Origin of the sequence: Bradyrhizobium sp. LTSP857 (assembly GCF_000938285.1) — a bacterium.
GTDB lineage: Bacteria > Pseudomonadota > Alphaproteobacteria > Rhizobiales > Xanthobacteraceae > Bradyrhizobium.
Genome location: NZ_JYMS01000032.1, coordinates 5,001 through 20,569, shown reverse-complemented (window position 1 = coordinate 20,569; position 15,569 = coordinate 5,001). Strand labels below are relative to the sequence as shown.

The window sequence follows — 15,569 nt, the reverse complement described above, 5'->3', positions numbered from 1 at the left end:
CTTCAACTCCGGATGGGCTTAAGCGGTTCGCGATTTACGATTTCGACCCGGTCGGGGGCACCGTATAGCGCGTTGCGTGGCTGCCGACGAGGGCCGTGGAGCGCACCGAGGCCCCCGCTTCGATCAGGGCAGCCTTGATCTTGTCGATGCTGCTCGCGGCTGTGACCGAGACCAGCAGCGCCGCGCCATCGAAGGCGGTATCGGGCACCGCCACGATCTCGGCGAGCGGCGACAGCGCCCGCGCGACCTCGGCGTTCCACCCCGAGACGCGCACGCTGAAGGTCTCGACCTCCGTCACCAGGGCGCTGTCGGCGACGCGCGAGATCGCGAACACAGGCAGTGCGGCCGGATGGTCGGCGCGCTCGACGAAAGGCAGCCGCGCGATGATTTTTGGCGCGCCTTCCTCCTCCAGCTCCAGCCACCACGGCGTGTGGCTGGAGGTCGCCGAGACCAGCGCCAGATCGCCCTTGGATTTCGCCACCGCCTCGACCGCGGCCTGCGCGCTGAAATGCGCGACGTAGGGCACGGTGAAGCCGAAATGGAAGCGGACGGAATCGCGCATTGCAGGCTCGCTCACCGCGATGTCGGCATGCACCGAGAATGGCGCCTGGACGTAGGTGAAGGTCGCGATGATGACGCGCCAGATGCTCTCGACCGTGTCGAGCGGCAGGATGCCGCGATGGCGCTGGACGATATGGCGCATCATGTCGGCCTCGCGCGCCGGACGGAACGCGGAGCCGATCTCCTGGGTCTGCTTCACCTGGATCAGGCGGTCGATGATGTCGCCGCGTTGCATCAGCAGGCGATGCATGCCCTCGTCGATCGCGTCGATCTCCTTGCGCAGTTCCTGCAACGATGGTGGCGCGGGCGGACGTTGGGACATATCTGTGAGGCGCTGTTGAGAGGTGGTCCAATGCGGATCAGCAAGCGCCGGATCCGCTGCGGTTGAGGCTCTGATTAGGCAGGATGGGCCGCGAAAGCAAAGAGAAATGAGGGCCTTTTTCGCCGACGGCGGAGGGGTGAATTTGGCTCATCCGGACCGTGACTTGACGAAAACCGTCCGAGCCAGTAGATTTTGCCCGTTCCGTGGTCATTTGAGCCGGCCGGCTTGCAGCCACGTTAAAAAAATCGCTAAACAGGCCGGGGACGCTTTCGATCCCGGCCGAACCTATCGTTCAGGCCGGGTTTTTTATGGCCTGATGTCAGTGGCGATCTGAAGTCCGATCGCAAACGAGGACGATGGTCAGAGATGGTTGGCGTCAAGTCGATTCCCAGTCCCGCGATCAGTGCCGATGAACGGTCGCATGAGGTAGATCATCCGAGCTCGCTCGTCGCGCATTTCGGCGCCGATCAGCCGCTGCGGCTCGATTGCGGCATCGATCTCTCGCCGTTCCAGATCGCCTACCAGACCTACGGCGAACTCAATGCCGATCGCTCGAACGCGATCCTGATCTGTCATGCGCTGACCGGCGACCAGCACGTCGCCAATGTGCACCCCGTCACCGGCAAGCCCGGCTGGTGGGAAACTTTGGTCGGCGCGGGCCGACCGCTCGATCCGAGCCAGTACTTCGTGATCTGCGCCAACGTCATTGGCGGCTGCATGGGCTCGACCGGACCTGCCTCGATCAATCCGGCGACCGGCAAGGTGTGGGGCCTCGATTTCCCAGTCATCACCATCCCCGACATGGTCCGCGCGCAGGCGATGCTGATCGACCGGCTCGGCATCGACACGCTGTTTGCAGTCGTCGGCGGCTCGATGGGCGGCATGCAGGTGCTGCAATGGACCGCGGCCTATCCGCAGCGCGTGTTCTCCGCGCTCGCGATTGCCTGCTCGACGCGGCACTCGGCGCAGAACATCGCATTCCACGAGTTGGGTCGCCAGGCCGTGATGGCCGATCCCGACTGGCACAATGGCGGTTACGCCGACCATGGCCTCCATCCGCATCGCGGCCTCGCCGTGGCGCGCATGGCCGCGCACATCACCTATCTTTCGGACGCGGCGCTGCATCGCAAGTTCGGACGGCGCATGCAGGATCGCGAGCTGCCGACCTTCTCGTTCGACGCCGACTTCCAGGTCGAGAGCTATCTGCGCTACCAGGGCTCGTCTTTCGTCGAGCGCTTCGATGCCAATTCCTATCTCTATCTGACCCGCGCGATGGATTATTTTGACATCGCCGGCGATCATGGCGGCGTGCTGGCAAAGGCGTTCGCGGGCATCCAGACCCGCTTCTGCGTGGTCTCCTTCACCAGCGACTGGCTGTTCCCGACCTCGGAATCGCGCGCGCTGGTGCATGCGCTGAATGCGTCGAGCGCGCGGGTGTCGTTTGCCGAGATCGAGACCGATCGCGGCCACGATGCCTTCCTGCTCGACGTGCCCGAATTCCTCGATATCTCCCGCGCCTTCCTGCAATCGGCAGGCAAGGCGCGCGGGCTCACTGGCAAGAATGGCTAACAAGGACGGCTAGCGATGTCTGTACAGGAAGTGCTGCCGCTGGGCGGCCTCTCGACTGAACAGTCGGGGCAGTTTCGCGCCGACCATTTGCTGGTCGCCGGGATGGTCAAGGCCGGCTCGAAAGTGCTCGACGTCGGCTGCGGCGACGGCGATCTGCTTCAGATCCTGGAGACCCGCGGCATCGACGGGCGCGGCATCGAGCTGTCGCGCGAGGGCGTCAACCGCTGCGTCGCCAAGGGCCTTGCGGTGGTGCAGGGCGATGCCGACACCGACCTGATCAACTATCCCGACGATGCCTTCGACTATGTAATCCTGTCGCAGACGCTTCAGGCGACGCGCCAGCCCAAGGTCGTGCTGGAGAATCTGCTGCGCATCGGCCGCCGCGCCATCGTGTCGTTCCCGAATTTCGGTTTCTGGAAGATGCGCCTTCAACTCCTGATCGGCGGTCACATGCCGCGCACGGAGAATCTGCCGGCCAGCTGGTACGACACCGCCAACATCCACTTCTGCACCATCAAGGATTTCGTCGAGCTCTGCGACGCCATCGGCGTCAAGATGGAGCGCGCCGAAGCGCTCGACCTCTACGGCCGCCCGCTGCGGCTGCGGATGCCGTGGTGGGTGTGGAATCTGTTCGGCGAGCAGGGCGTGTTTTTGCTCACACGCGGGCAGGGAAAGTAGCTTCTCGTTATTGCGAGTGTAAGCGGCCGTAGCCCGGATGGAGCGCAGCGCAATCCGGGGCAGGTCAGGCCGCGTTCAAGAAACCCAGATTACGCTTTCGCTCCATCCGGGCTACGCGATGGAGTGTGAGGCAACGCCGTCGCGCTAATGCGCCGCCAGCGACCTCGGATCGCGCACTGGCCATCGCCCAGCTTCCACCAGCGTGACGAACCGCGCCACCGTCTCGTTGAACAGCGCGGGCTCTTCCAGATTGAGCACATGGCCCGACTTCGGGAACATCGCGAGCCCCGCCGCCGGCAGATGCTTCTTCAGGAACAGGCTCGCCCCGACACACGGATCATCTTCGTCGCCGCAGATGATCAGCGCGGGCGTGGAGGCGCGTCTGATCGCATCGGTCAAATTGTAGATCGAGGGGCGGCCGCCCTGGAAGCCGCACATCGTGTTGGCCGATCCCTTGGCATCGTGCCGCGCCAGCGCGGCGTAGAAATCGGCGTGGCCGCGCGGGTCTTTCACCAGGAAGGGAATCCGGCTCGGCGCCTCGCGCGTGACTTTTGCCACTTCAGCGGAGCCGAGCGTCTCGAACTGTTCGGCATTGGCGCGGCACTGCTTGCGCCAGGCGTCGAGAGTTTCGAGCTCCGAGCCGGAGCCGACACCAGCGAGCGTCATCGACAGCGCGCGCTGCGGCGCGTTCAATCCGATCTGAAGCGATGAATAGGCGCCCATTGAGAGACCGACGAGATGCGCGCGATCGATCTTGAGATGATCGAGCACGGCAAGCGCATCGGTGTAGAAATGCGTGTAGCTGTAGACCTCGCCATCAGGCACATCTGACGGCGTGTAGCCGCGCGCCGAATAGGTGATGCAGCGGTGGCCGCGGGAAAAATAACGCATCTGCGGCTCCCAATTGGTGTAGTCGGCCGCGAATTCGTGCAGAAAAATTATCGGCGTTCCCTGACCCGCCTCTTCGAAATAGATGCGGACATCGTCCCTGGTCGTGGCGTGGGGCATTAACTGTTTCCCTCTCTTGAAGCCGTACATAGAGGATCGCAGTTAATGCTGTTGTCCGCAATGCGGCAGCGTCAGACCAGCATCGACACAAAATCATCGCAACAATTCCCCGAAGCGTTAATTAGCGCCGCCGCGCGGCGTCTTGTTCTCGCCACATCCGGACGCTTTACGGCCTCACGGATGTCGGTCACCGCACGGGCCGACGGGAACTGGGGGTGTCAACGAAGGATGAAGAATGTTCGAGTTGTTTGCGTCTCGCCTGTCGCGTTGTGTTATCGCGCTGGCGCTCTTCTTTGCGGCGGTGGCCGTGGTCACCTCTCCAGCGTCAGCACGATCTCATCGTCATAGCGCTCAGCGGCACGCCTACGTGCATCACGCCGCGTACTCAGCCCAGCGATATCATCACTACCGGCACCATGCGCGCGGCTCGCGCTTCGAGCGCAGCGCCGCGCAATTGCAGGCGAGCGGGTTCATGAATACGCAGGCCAGCTACGATCCGAATGCCAATAGCGGCAGCATGGGTAGCATGCACTACGCGGGCGGTGGTGACATGGTCATCGGCGGAAACACCAGTCGCGCTGGCAATATGAGCCGCGCTCGTAACATGAGCTACGCTGTTAACAAGAGCAGCGCTGGCGACGTTGGGAGCGCGGGCAACATGGCCATGAGCAGCGGCTTCGGCGGTGGATCGGGCCTCGTGTCCGAGGCGCGCCGCTATGTCGGCGGCAATCCGACCGGGCGCGGCAGCCTGTGGTGCGCACGCTTCATGAACATGGTGCTTGAGAAGACCGGCCACCATGGCACCGGATCGGACATGGCGAATTCGTTTGCGCATTACGGCACGCGTGTCTCGGGTCCGCAGGTCGGAGCCATCGCGGTCATGTCGCGGGGCGGCCATGTCGGCATCATCACCGGCGTCGATGCGCAGGGCAATCCGATCATGATCTCCGGCAACAACGGCAATCGCGTCCGCGAAGCGCCGATCTCGCGCGGCCGGATCTATGCGTATGTGATGCCGAATTGACGGAGTGACGCTGCCGTAGGGTGGGCAAAGGCGCGCAAGCGCCGTGCCCACCAACGGCCTATCAACGTCCGAGGACCAGAATGGTGGGCACGCTTCGCTTTGCCCACCCTACGAAGCTCACACCAGCGTCGGCTCTTCCACCGCAATCGCATCCCCCACACCAATCTCACCATCAGCGATCACCTCGGCATAGATGCCGCAATCCATATGGCCGAGGTTGCGCGACAGCGTGGGCGGGATTTCGAGATCGCGCTTGGCGGTCTCTGGGTCGACGTTGACGGCCGGGCAGCGGACGATGCGCTTGACCACCTTCAGCCGGGCCTGCCCGATCGCGAGCGTCTCTCCGACCAGGTCGAGCTCGGACCAGGCCGGCCAGCCCTTGACGTAAAGGTTGGCGCGGAAGCGCAGGGGATGCACGGCGGCCCCGCCAAGCATGGTCTCGATGGCGCGGACGCTGGCGAGATTGATGATCGACACGACCTTGCGGGCGACGTCGGAAAAGCTGTGGTCGCGGCCGGACAGGACCTTGGGTGGACCCTTCAGCTCCGGCTGAAAATTCTCCGTGAAATAGTTCTCGATGGCCGAGCGGCCGGCGACGGTCTCGAGATCGCCGCTGGCGACGATTTGGCCGTCCTTGCGAATGGTCAGGCGGTTGGTCGCCTCCTCGAACCGGCTATCGAGCGAAGCCAGCCGCTCATTGCGCGCCAGCATCAGAAACTGGATTTTCGGCTTCCATGCCGGCGCCTCCGGGTCGAACCCGCTTGGGCCGTTCTCGATGGCGTAGCGGCGATCGGCGGGCAGGGTCTCCCCTCGTCTCAAGGGAACACGGGGCAGGGGTTCCGGCGTCAGGCCCTTGATCGGGTAGCGGTAGAGGCCGGTAATCTCGGCGGTATGGCTGGATGTCATAGCGCAAATTAAGGGATTCGACCGGTCCGCGCCAAGCAGGCTAACCCGCGCACGAAATTGTGAACTCGCCTCTTCCAGTCCGAAGGCACGCTTCCCACATCTGGGTCAGGCCGGCGCCAGCGCCGACTGATAACGACCGCTGCCGGTTGAGGAATGTCAACGCGGCAAACGGAAACCCAATGAAGATGCCGTTTGGAGTGCCTTAGGGGCTCCAGGGGCAGGCCGAGGGAAAGAAAAGACATATGAACATCGAGAAGTATACCGAACGCTCCAGGGGCTTCATCCAGTCCGCGCAGTCGCTTGCAGTGCGCGAGGGGCACCAGCAGTTTTCGACCCTGCACCTCCTGAAAGTCCTGCTGGACGACAGCGAGGGGCTGGCCGGCGGTCTGATCGACCGCGCCGGAGGTAATTCGCGCGCAATTCTGAAAACGACCGAGGACGCCCTGAGCAAGGTGCCGAAGGTCTCTGGCGGTGGCGCCGGGCAGATCTATCTGGCGCCGGAACTCGCCCGCACCTTCGATGCCGCTGAAAAGGCCGGCGAGAAGGCTGGCGACAGCTTTGTCACCGTCGAGCGGCTGCTGCTCGGGCTCGCACTGGAAAAGAACAGCGAGGCCGGCGCGATCCTCAGCAAGGGCGGGGTGACCCCGCAAAACCTCAATGCGGCAATCGAGGCGCTGCGCAAGGGCCGCACGGCTGACTCGGCGACCGCCGAGAACGCCTATGACGCGCTGAAGAAATACGCTCGCGACCTGACCCAGGCGGCGCGCGACGGCAAGCTCGATCCGGTCATCGGTCGCGACGAGGAGATCCGCCGCACCATCCAGGTGTTGTCGCGCCGGACCAAGAACAATCCCGTCCTGATCGGCGAGCCCGGCGTCGGCAAGACCGCCATCGCCGAGGGCCTGGCGCTGCGCATCGTCAATGGCGACGTGCCGGAAAGCCTCAAGGACAAGAAGCTGCTCTCGCTCGATCTCGGGGCGCTGATTGCCGGCGCGAAGTACCGCGGCGAATTCGAGGAGCGGCTGAAGGCCGTATTGCAGGAGGTAACTTCTGCTGAAGGCGGTATCATCCTGTTCATCGACGAAATGCACACGCTGATCGGCGCCGGCAAGGGCGACGGCGCGATGGACGCGTCCAACCTGCTCAAGCCGGCGCTTGCGCGCGGCGAGCTGCATTGCATCGGCGCGACCACGCTCGACGAGTACCGGAAGCATGTCGAGAAGGACGCGGCGCTGGCGCGGCGCTTCCAGCCGATCTTCGTCAGTGAGCCCACGGTCGAGGACACGATCTCCATTCTGCGCGGGCTGAAGGACAAGTACGAACAGCACCACGGCGTGCGGATCACTGATTCCGCGCTCGTGGCCGCCACCACGCTGTCCAACCGCTACATCACCGATCGCTTCCTGCCGGACAAGGCGATCGACCTCATGGATGAGGCCGCCGCGCGGCTGAAAATGCAGGTCGATTCCAAGCCGGAGGAACTCGATTCGATGGATCGGGAAATCATCCGGCTGAAGATCGAACAGGAAGCGCTGAAGAAGGAAAGCGATGCCGGCTCCAAGTCCCGTCTCCAGACGCTGGAGAAGGAGCTTGCCGAGCTCGAGGAGAAGTCGGCGGCGCTGACGTCGCGCTGGAGCGCGGAGAAGAACAAGCTCTCTGACGCCCAGAAGCTGAAGGCGGAGCTTGATGGTTTGCGCGTCGATCTTGCGAATGCCCAGCGGCGCGGCGAATTCCAGAAGGCCGGCGAGCTGGCCTATGGCCGGATCCCCGAGCTCGAGAAGCAGCTTGCCGATATCGAGGCCAAAGAGAACTCCGGCGAGATGATGGAGGAGGCGGTCACCGCCAATCACATCGCGCAGGTGGTCTCGCGCTGGACCGGCGTGCCCGTCGACAAGATGCTGGAAGGCGAGAAAGAGAAGCTCCTCAGGATGGAGGAGCAGCTCGGACAGCGCGTCGTCGGCCAGAGCGAGGCCGTACATGCGGTTGCGACCGCGGTGCGCCGTTCGCGCGCGGGCCTCCAGGACCCCAACCGGCCGATGGGCTCGTTCATGTTCTTGGGCCCCACCGGCGTCGGCAAGACCGAGCTGACCAAGGCGCTCGCGGAGTATCTCTTCAACGACGAGACCGCGATGGTTCGCCTCGACATGTCCGAATACATGGAGAAGCACTCGGTCTCGCGGCTGATCGGCGCGCCTCCGGGCTATGTCGGTTATGATGAGGGTGGTGCGCTCACCGAGGCGGTGCGGCGTCGGCCTTACCAGGTGGTGCTGTTCGACGAGATCGAGAAGGCGCATCCGGACGTGTTCAACGTCCTGTTGCAGGTGCTCGACGATGGCCGCCTGACCGATGGCCAGGGACGTACCGTCGATTTCCGCAACACGCTGATCATCATGACCTCGAACCTCGGTTCGGAGTATTTGGTGAATCAACCGGAAGGCGAAGACACGTCAGTCGTGCGCGAGCACGTGATGGCAACGGTGCGCGGACATTTCAGGCCGGAGTTTTTGAACCGTGTCGACGAGATCATCCTGTTCCATCGTCTCCAGAAGAGCGAGATGGGCCGGATCGTTCAGATTCAGTTCGGCCGCCTCGAAAGGCTCCTGACCGATCGCAAGATCGTGCTGACGCTGGATGGCAAGGCGCGCGACTGGCTCGCGGAAAAGGGCTGGGATCCCGCCTACGGCGCAAGGCCGCTGAAGCGGGTGATCCAGCGTTACGTCCAGGATCCGCTCGCCGAGATGATCCTGGCCGGCGATGTCAGGGACGGTGACAGCGTTGCGATCTCGTCCGAAGGCAACGTGCTGACCTTCAACGGCAAGGCGCCGCAGACCGCGGAGATCACCCAGTTCGACGCACCGGTGTCGAAGCGGAAGTTGAACTGAGCGTAGGCACACACCGCAAAACGAGAAACGCCCCGGAAGGCCATGCCTCTCCGGGGCGTTTTTCGACGTCGTATGATCTGAAAAAAATTACCGATTAGTCACTTGGAGCGGCCCGCCGGTGGCGTCCGACATGCGGGCGATCGCGCCGCCCCGGCCGCTCATCATGCCGTCGAGCCGGTCACGCTCTTTCTCGAAACCGGTGAGCATCGGGCCTTCCAGCGAGCGGCCGCGCGGCAGTTTCACGCGCATCGGGTCGACGAAGCGGCCGTTGACCAGGATTTCGTAGTGGACGTGCGGGCCGGTCGACTGGCCGGTCGAGCCGACGAAGCCGATCACCTGGCCCTGGCGCACCTTCTTGCCTGGCTCCATGCCCTTGGCGAAGGCCGACATATGGCCGTAGGCAGTCTCGTAGCCGTTGTTGTGCTTGATGCGGACATACTTGCCGTAGCCGCCTTCGAGCTGGGCCTTCTCGATCACGCCGTTGCCGGCGGCGAAGATCGGCGTGCCGTAGGCGGTGGCCCAGTCGACGCCGGTGTGCATCTTCACATAGCCGAGGATCGGATGGCGGCGGCCGCCGAAGCCGGAGCGCATGATGGCGCTGTTGACGGGCTTCCTGACCAGGAACTTCTTCGCGCTCTTGCCGGTCTCGTCATAGTAGTCGACGACGCCGTCATCGGGGCTCTGGAAACGGTAGTATTTCTTGGTCTCGCCGCCGACCGTGAGCGAAGCGAACAGCACCTCGCTCTTGTCGGTCGCCGTCACGCCCTCGTCTTCGCCGGCGTAGAAGACGTCGAACGAGTCGCCGGGCGCCACCTTGCGCTGGAAATCGACGTCGTAAGAGTAGATTTTGATCATGTCGTCGATGACCGGCATCGGCACCTTGTTGCGCATCGCGGTCTCGTAAATGCTCTGGTAGAGCCGCACGCCGGTGCCGTCGTCATCCTCATCATCGTCGCTGTTGGCGTTGGTCGCAGCGTCGGCGACGGTGTTCATGCTGGAAACGTCGACCGCGACGTATTTGCCGAGGTCGGACAGCGCAGCGATCGCCTCGACCATGGTGTCGTTGGCGACGACGACGCGATAGGGCTGGAGCCGGGCGCCGGGGCTTGAGGGCGCCATCAGGATGCGGAGTTTTTCGCCTTCCTTCAGGCCGCCGTCGCGACCGCGGGGCCCGAGCGTCGCTGAAATCGATTTGATTTCGTCCGGCGTGGCGCCGAGATCGCGCAGCACGGAGGAGACCGAGTCGCCCTTCTTGACGACATGAACGCGCTCGCCGTTGGGATTGCCGCCGGTGATCTGTTCCTTGGTCTTCGGCAGCAGCGTGACGTTTTCCGGCACCACGCGCGTCTCGAAGCCGGCATAGGGATCGGACGGCGACACTTCGGTGGCGTAGGCCATCTTCATGTCGGACGAGCCGGTCGCGCCGGAGACGTCGGCTGCGGCGTTCGCGAGCGAGGCGTAGCGCACCCCGCCATTGCCGCGCCAATTGGCGGCGTCGCGCACCCGCATCAGGATGTCGTCGAGCGCCACCACCGCGGAAATCTTGGCCTTCGGCAGCACCGGCGACAGGTCCTTGGTGACGAAGGAGACTTCTGCGTCGGGCTCGACAGCCTCGGGATTGTTCGGATCGTCAGCGGCGGCCTTCGGGTCGGAGCCGACATCGGTGAGCAGACGCTGGGCGTTGAACGGCGGAATCTTCGCCGACAGGTCGCTCGTCGTCATCGACAGATTGCCGGCGATCCGGACGAAGGGCCGCACGCGCATCACATCGCGGTTGCCGACGCGGGCGACGGTGGAGACGCGCACGATGTTGCGCGAGGCCGTGGATTCATTCGGCGGCGGCAGGCGGTCGCTCTTGTGCAGCGTGGCGGCGCGATCAGCCGCACCAAACGCACCGCGCAGCGCGCCCTCGACCCGCTCCGGCACCTTGGCGAAGGTCATCTCACCATCGAGCGATGCGAAAACGGCGCCGCCGATCAGGGCTGCGCCGCAGAGTCCGGTCAAAATTGTCCCGCTGAACCATTGTACCGAAACGCGACGGCGATCGATGACGGCGGCTTCCGAACCATCGACGGACAGCGGCGGCTCGTGGCCGAGATCGATGATCCCGGTCTCACGCCCGTAAGCGCCGCGTGACGTCCTGTGGTTCAACCCAAGTCCCCCAATAACGACCCGAAATGCCTCGTCTCGCGCTCCTCCCTGGTCGCCCTCTTCAAGGGGGATCGCGGGAAAAGCCGTGCCGCATAGGCGTTCGCGCTCAGAAGGCCCTGATTGAGGGCCCGGCCGAAATTACGAACAGCTAAGCGGGTAAAGGTCTCTCGATGTCTCTCGAATGTCCAAGGAAGGCCGCGTCATCGTAAGATCGCCTTCCTCTGACCCCGTAAAAATCGCAGGCAGCCCCCACTGGCATCCCGCGATTCAAGCTTGTCTCTTATCAGAACGCCGCGGGATTGTGGCTCTAGTACGGCGCCTCATATGGAAAAAGTTTCCTGAACGGGCTGGCGCCTGGGGCTTCCCCGGAGGGGGGCGCCAGAAGCCGCTTCCGGAGCCCCCAGGGACCCAAACTTTTTTGGATTTTTTCATCGGTCGCGTTCGGTCCGCGCGCTCACGACCTCTCTAACCGTCTGTAAACGCGTTATTTTTTCGAACAATCCACCGTGCGACGATTTGTTGACAATGGCCGTTGACAATCCCGAGCGGGGGGGCCTATAACCCGACCACTGAGCGCGGCGCCGCCGGGTCACTGACCAAGGCGAGCGAACGCGCCACTGATGCTCCTCACCTTGTTGAGTGACACAACAGTCGACGTAAGTCGATTGGGGTCCATTCATCGCCGGTAAGGGTGTCGGAACCCTTCCTCTGAGGAAGGTTGGGACCATCTGGTCCCGGGCTGTTTGACAAGTGAAGATGAAGAAAGAGAAACGTGGACGGCGGAGTCCTTGCGGGTCTCGCATTTGAAGAGCCTCGGCTTTTCGGATCGGGGCCGGACGAAAGACTTCGGCGGTACACGTTTTAAGGTTACACCATCGTTGCCAGCGATGTGAATCGCGGGCAGCTCGTCGACTTCGGTCGGCGGAAAATGGTGGGACCTCGTCAAAACGTTGTGATCAGCCGGTTCAAAGTTCAAGTCCAACTTGAGAGTTTGATCCTGGCTCAGAGCGAACGCTGGCGGCAGGCTTAACACATGCAAGTCGAGCGGGCGCAGCAATGCGTCAGCGGCAGACGGGTGAGTAACGCGTGGGAACATACCTTTTGGTTCGGAACAACACAGGGAAACTTGTGCTAATACCGGATAAGCCCTTACGGGGAAAGATTTATCGCCGAAAGATTGGCCCGCGTCTGATTAGCTAGTTGGTAGGGTAACGGCCTACCAAGGCGACGATCAGTAGCTGGTCTGAGAGGATGATCAGCCACATTGGGACTGAGACACGGCCCAAACTCCTACGGGAGGCAGCAGTGGGGAATATTGGACAATGGGGGCAACCCTGATCCAGCCATGCCGCGTGAGTGATGAAGGCCCTAGGGTTGTAAAGCTCTTTTGTGCGGGAAGATAATGACGGTACCGCAAGAATAAGCCCCGGCTAACTTCGTGCCAGCAGCCGCGGTAATACGAAGGGGGCTAGCGTTGCTCGGAATCACTGGGCGTAAAGGGTGCGTAGGCGGGTTTTTAAGTCAGGGGTGAAATCCTGGAGCTCAACTCCAGAACTGCCTTTGATACTGAAGATCTTGAGTCCGGGAGAGGTGAGTGGAACTGCGAGTGTAGAGGTGAAATTCGTAGATATTCGCAAGAACACCAGTGGCGAAGGCGGCTCACTGGCCCGGTACTGACGCTGAGGCACGAAAGCGTGGGGAGCAAACAGGATTAGATACCCTGGTAGTCCACGCCGTAAACGATGAATGCCAGCCGTTAGTGGGTTTACTCACTAGTGGCGCAGCTAACGCTTTAAGCATTCCGCCTGGGGAGTACGGTCGCAAGATTAAAACTCAAAGGAATTGACGGGGGCCCGCACAAGCGGTGGAGCATGTGGTTTAATTCGACGCAACGCGCAGAACCTTACCAGCCCTTGACATGTCCAGGACCGGTCGCAGAGATGTGACCTTCTCTTCGGAGCCTGGAGCACAGGTGCTGCATGGCTGTCGTCAGCTCGTGTCGTGAGATGTTGGGTTAAGTCCCGCAACGAGCGCAACCCCCGTCCTTAGTTGCTACCATTTAGTTGAGCACTCTAAGGAGACTGCCGGTGATAAGCCGCGAGGAAGGTGGGGATGACGTCAAGTCCTCATGGCCCTTACGGGCTGGGCTACACACGTGCTACAATGGCGGTGACAATGGGACGCTAAGGGGCAACCCTTCGCAAATCTCAAAAAGCCGTCTCAGTTCGGATTGGGCTCTGCAACTCGAGCCCATGAAGTTGGAATCGCTAGTAATCGTGGATCAGCACGCCACGGTGAATACGTTCCCGGGCCTTGTACACACCGCCCGTCACACCATGGGAGTTGGTTTTACCTGAAGGTAGTGCGCTAACCCGCAAGGGAGGCAGCTAACCACGGTAGGGTCAGCGACTGGGGTGAAGTCGTAACAAGGTAGCCGTAGGGGAACCTGCGGCTGGATCACCTCCTTTCTAAGGATGGTTCTTCAGAAGCTTGCTTCTATCGAACCGTTTTAGAAACATCAGTGGCCAACGGTCGTCAGGATCGTTGAGCTGCATTGGCGGGATTTCGCCGTCTACGTTTCTCTTTCTTCGCGGACGAACACGCGCTGGGCCTGCGTATCGCAGGATCCCTAGTCCTTGACGGGATATGCGTTAGGGGCTTGTAGCTCAGTTGGTTAGAGCGCGCGCTTGATAAGCGTGAGGTCGGAAGTTCAAGTCTTCCCAGGCCCACCACACTCATCGAGCAAGCATTCGTCTTCTGGTTACGGGGCCATAGCTCAGCTGGGAGAGCGCGTGCTTTGCAAGCATGAGGTCGTCGGTTCGATCCCGTCTGGCTCCACCAGATGGTTTGATTGCCGAAACGTTGTGTACCTAAATCGTCCGCGAAACATCACTTCGCACTTACTAGTCCGGATGGACAGTAAGCTGCGTGATTTCTGACATCGTAAAGAGGAGATCGATCCGAGTTGGATCGTGCAGCAAGCAATTGCTACGCGATACTTCATTATCTCCGGATCATTTCGGCGCTTGCGCGCCTTTCAGTGTAGCTCACAAGGCTGCGTCTGAAAGACGAGCGAGTTGTAAATGATCCTTTTAGCGAAGCTTGACCGCCTCGCTATCGGAACGATCTTACGAAGCAAGCTGGTCTTTCTAATCATTGTCCGGCTGCAGATAGCGTTCATCGAGGGCGCGTGCCGCAAGGTAGTTCTGCAGACAACATTCTGCCGAGTGTGTGGACATTGATAATGAGAGCAATCAAGTGCCTTAAGGGTGTTCGGTGGATGCCTTGGCGCTGAGAGGCGATGAAGGACGTGCTACGCTGCGATAAGCCGTGGGGAGCTGCGAAGAAGCTTTGATCCGCGGATTTCCGAATGGGGAAACCCACCTTCGATAGCCGGAACTCCAAGACCTTTGTCGAAAGACATCGGTGTGGGGTTCGATCGGATAATGTGAGAAGCCAGACCTTTAGATTTCGATCGAAGAGGTTTTGGATTTCCGGTTATCAAAAGAAGGAATGAGACTTCTGAATACATAGGAGGTTTCAAGCAAACCCAGGGAACTGAAACATCTAAGTACCTGGAGGAAAGGACATCAACAGAGACTCCGTTAGTAGTGGCGAGCGAACGCGGACCAGGCCAGTGATACATCAAAGACAATCGGAACCAGTCAGGAAAGCTGGGCCTTAGAGGGTGATAGCCCCGTACGAGTAATGCGATGATGTATCCACGAGTAAGGCGGGACACGTGAAATCCTGTCTGAACGCGGGGGGACCACCCTCCAAGCCTAAGTACTCCTCAGCGACCGATAGTGAACCAGTACCGTGAGGGAAAGGTGAAAAGCACCCCGACGAGGGGAGTGAAATAGACCTGAAACCGGACACCTACAAACAGATGGAGCCCAAGATACGTTCTGGGTGACATCGTACCTTTTGTATTATGGGCCAGCGACTTAATTTAACGAGCAAGCTTAAGCCGATAGGCGAAGGCGTAGCGAAAGCGAGTCTGAATAGGGCGTCAAGTTCGTTGTATTAGACCCGAAACCTAGTGATCTAGCCATGAGCAGGTTGAAGGTGAGGTAACACTCACTGGAGGACCGAACGGGTGTCTGTTGAAAAAGACTCCGATGACTTGTGGTTAGGGGTGAAAGGCCAATCAAACTGGGAAATAGCTGGTTCTCCGCGAAAGATATTTAGGTATCGCCTCGGATGAATACCTCAGGGGGTAGAGCACTGGATGGGCTAGGGGGACTTACCGTCTTACCAAACCCAACCAAACTCCGAATACCTGAGAGTACTATCCGGGAGTCACACAGCGGGTGCTAACGTCCGTTGTGGAGAGGGAAACAACCCGGACCTACAGCTAAGGCCCCTAATTCGTGGCTAAGTGGGAAAGGATGTGGAAATCCCAAAACAACCAGGAGGTTGGCTTAGAAGCAGCCATCCTTTAAAGAAAGCGTAACAGCTCACTGGT

At 61.2% G+C, this 15,569-nt stretch carries 8 protein-coding genes, 2 tRNA genes, 2 rRNA genes and 1 riboswitch (1 of these 13 only partly in view); of the genes, 8 read left to right on the top strand and 4 right to left on the bottom strand.

Annotated features, from left to right (window positions below):
- Positions 1 to 34: 34 nt before the first annotated feature.
- Positions 35 to 883: a chorismate mutase gene (locus UP06_RS20855; RefSeq protein WP_045005349.1), complete on the bottom strand. Its 849-nt coding sequence runs from the start codon at positions 881 to 883 to the stop codon at positions 35 to 37.
- Between the two features lie 193 nt (positions 884 to 1,076).
- Positions 1,077 to 1,156, top strand: a riboswitch (SAM riboswitch).
- Between the two features lie 93 nt (positions 1,157 to 1,249).
- On the opposite strand from UP06_RS20855, the gene metX reads away from it, so the two are divergent.
- Both metX and metW read left to right on the top strand, forming a co-directional pair.
- Positions 1,250 to 2,452 (top strand): homoserine O-acetyltransferase MetX, encoded by a 1,203-nt coding sequence (gene metX / locus UP06_RS20850; protein ID WP_045005348.1) that lies wholly within the window; start codon positions 1,250 to 1,252, stop codon positions 2,450 to 2,452.
- 15 nt (positions 2,453 to 2,467) lie between these two features.
- On the top strand, positions 2,468 to 3,130 hold the full coding sequence (gene metW, locus UP06_RS20845; RefSeq protein ID WP_045005347.1) for a methionine biosynthesis protein MetW: 663 nt from the start codon (positions 2,468 to 2,470) through the stop codon (positions 3,128 to 3,130).
- A 144-nt stretch (positions 3,131 to 3,274) separates the two neighbouring features.
- Here the strand turns inward: metW and UP06_RS20840 are convergent, their stop codons facing one another.
- Positions 3,275 to 4,138 (bottom strand): alpha/beta fold hydrolase, encoded by an 864-nt coding sequence (locus tag UP06_RS20840; protein ID WP_045005346.1) that lies wholly within the window; start codon positions 4,136 to 4,138, stop codon positions 3,275 to 3,277.
- A 235-nt stretch (positions 4,139 to 4,373) separates the two neighbouring features.
- Between UP06_RS20840 and UP06_RS20835 the strand changes: the two genes are divergently transcribed.
- Positions 4,374 to 5,162: a TIGR02594 family protein gene (locus UP06_RS20835; RefSeq protein WP_045005345.1), complete on the top strand. Its 789-nt coding sequence runs from the start codon at positions 4,374 to 4,376 to the stop codon at positions 5,160 to 5,162.
- Between the two features lie 117 nt (positions 5,163 to 5,279).
- Here the strand turns inward: UP06_RS20835 and UP06_RS20830 are convergent, their stop codons facing one another.
- Positions 5,280 to 6,068, bottom strand: coding sequence for an MOSC domain-containing protein (locus tag UP06_RS20830; RefSeq protein ID WP_045005341.1), 789 nt, complete (start codon positions 6,066 to 6,068; stop codon positions 5,280 to 5,282).
- 242 nt (positions 6,069 to 6,310) lie between these two features.
- Between UP06_RS20830 and clpB the strand changes: the two genes are divergently transcribed.
- A complete protein-coding gene (gene clpB / locus UP06_RS20825) occupies positions 6,311 to 8,950 on the top strand; it encodes an ATP-dependent chaperone ClpB (RefSeq protein ID WP_045005339.1) in 2,640 nt (879 codons plus the stop codon).
- 87 nt (positions 8,951 to 9,037) lie between these two features.
- Here the strand turns inward: clpB and UP06_RS20820 are convergent, their stop codons facing one another.
- Positions 9,038 to 11,101, bottom strand: coding sequence for a M23 family metallopeptidase (locus UP06_RS20820; protein WP_045005338.1), 2,064 nt, complete (start codon positions 11,099 to 11,101; stop codon positions 9,038 to 9,040).
- A gap of 979 nt (positions 11,102 to 12,080) precedes the next feature.
- Between UP06_RS20820 and UP06_RS20815 the strand changes: the two genes are divergently transcribed.
- The 4 genes from UP06_RS20815 to UP06_RS20800 all read left to right on the top strand — a co-directional run.
- Positions 12,081 to 13,569, top strand: a 16S ribosomal RNA gene (locus UP06_RS20815).
- Positions 13,570 to 13,756: 187 nt separating this feature from the next.
- Positions 13,757 to 13,833, top strand: a tRNA-Ile gene (locus tag UP06_RS20810).
- 33 nt (positions 13,834 to 13,866) lie between these two features.
- Positions 13,867 to 13,942, top strand: a tRNA-Ala gene (locus tag UP06_RS20805).
- Between the two features lie 411 nt (positions 13,943 to 14,353).
- A 23S ribosomal RNA gene (locus UP06_RS20800) occupies positions 14,354 to 15,569 on the top strand; it runs 1,657 nt beyond the window's last position.
- The 16S and 23S rRNA genes sit together here with 2 tRNA genes alongside, the layout of an rRNA operon.

What these genes read in the sequence shown, in the direction of transcription:
- UP06_RS20855 (WP_045005349.1), bottom strand. Translation starts at nt 883, where the DNA reads ATGTCCCAACGTCCGCCCGCGCCACCATCGTTGCAGGAACTGCGCAAG.
- metX (WP_045005348.1), top strand. Translation starts at nt 1,250, where the DNA reads ATGGTTGGCGTCAAGTCGATTCCCAGTCCCGCGATCAGTGCCGATGAA.
- UP06_RS20840 (WP_045005346.1), bottom strand. Translation starts at nt 4,138, where the DNA reads ATGCCCCACGCCACGACCAGGGACGATGTCCGCATCTATTTCGAAGAG.
- UP06_RS20830 (WP_045005341.1), bottom strand. Translation starts at nt 6,068, where the DNA reads ATGACATCCAGCCATACCGCCGAGATTACCGGCCTCTACCGCTACCCG.
- UP06_RS20835 (WP_045005345.1), top strand. Translation starts at nt 4,374, where the DNA reads ATGTTCGAGTTGTTTGCGTCTCGCCTGTCGCGTTGTGTTATCGCGCTG.
- metW (WP_045005347.1), top strand. Translation starts at nt 2,468, where the DNA reads ATGTCTGTACAGGAAGTGCTGCCGCTGGGCGGCCTCTCGACTGAACAG.
- clpB (WP_045005339.1), top strand. Translation starts at nt 6,311, where the DNA reads ATGAACATCGAGAAGTATACCGAACGCTCCAGGGGCTTCATCCAGTCC.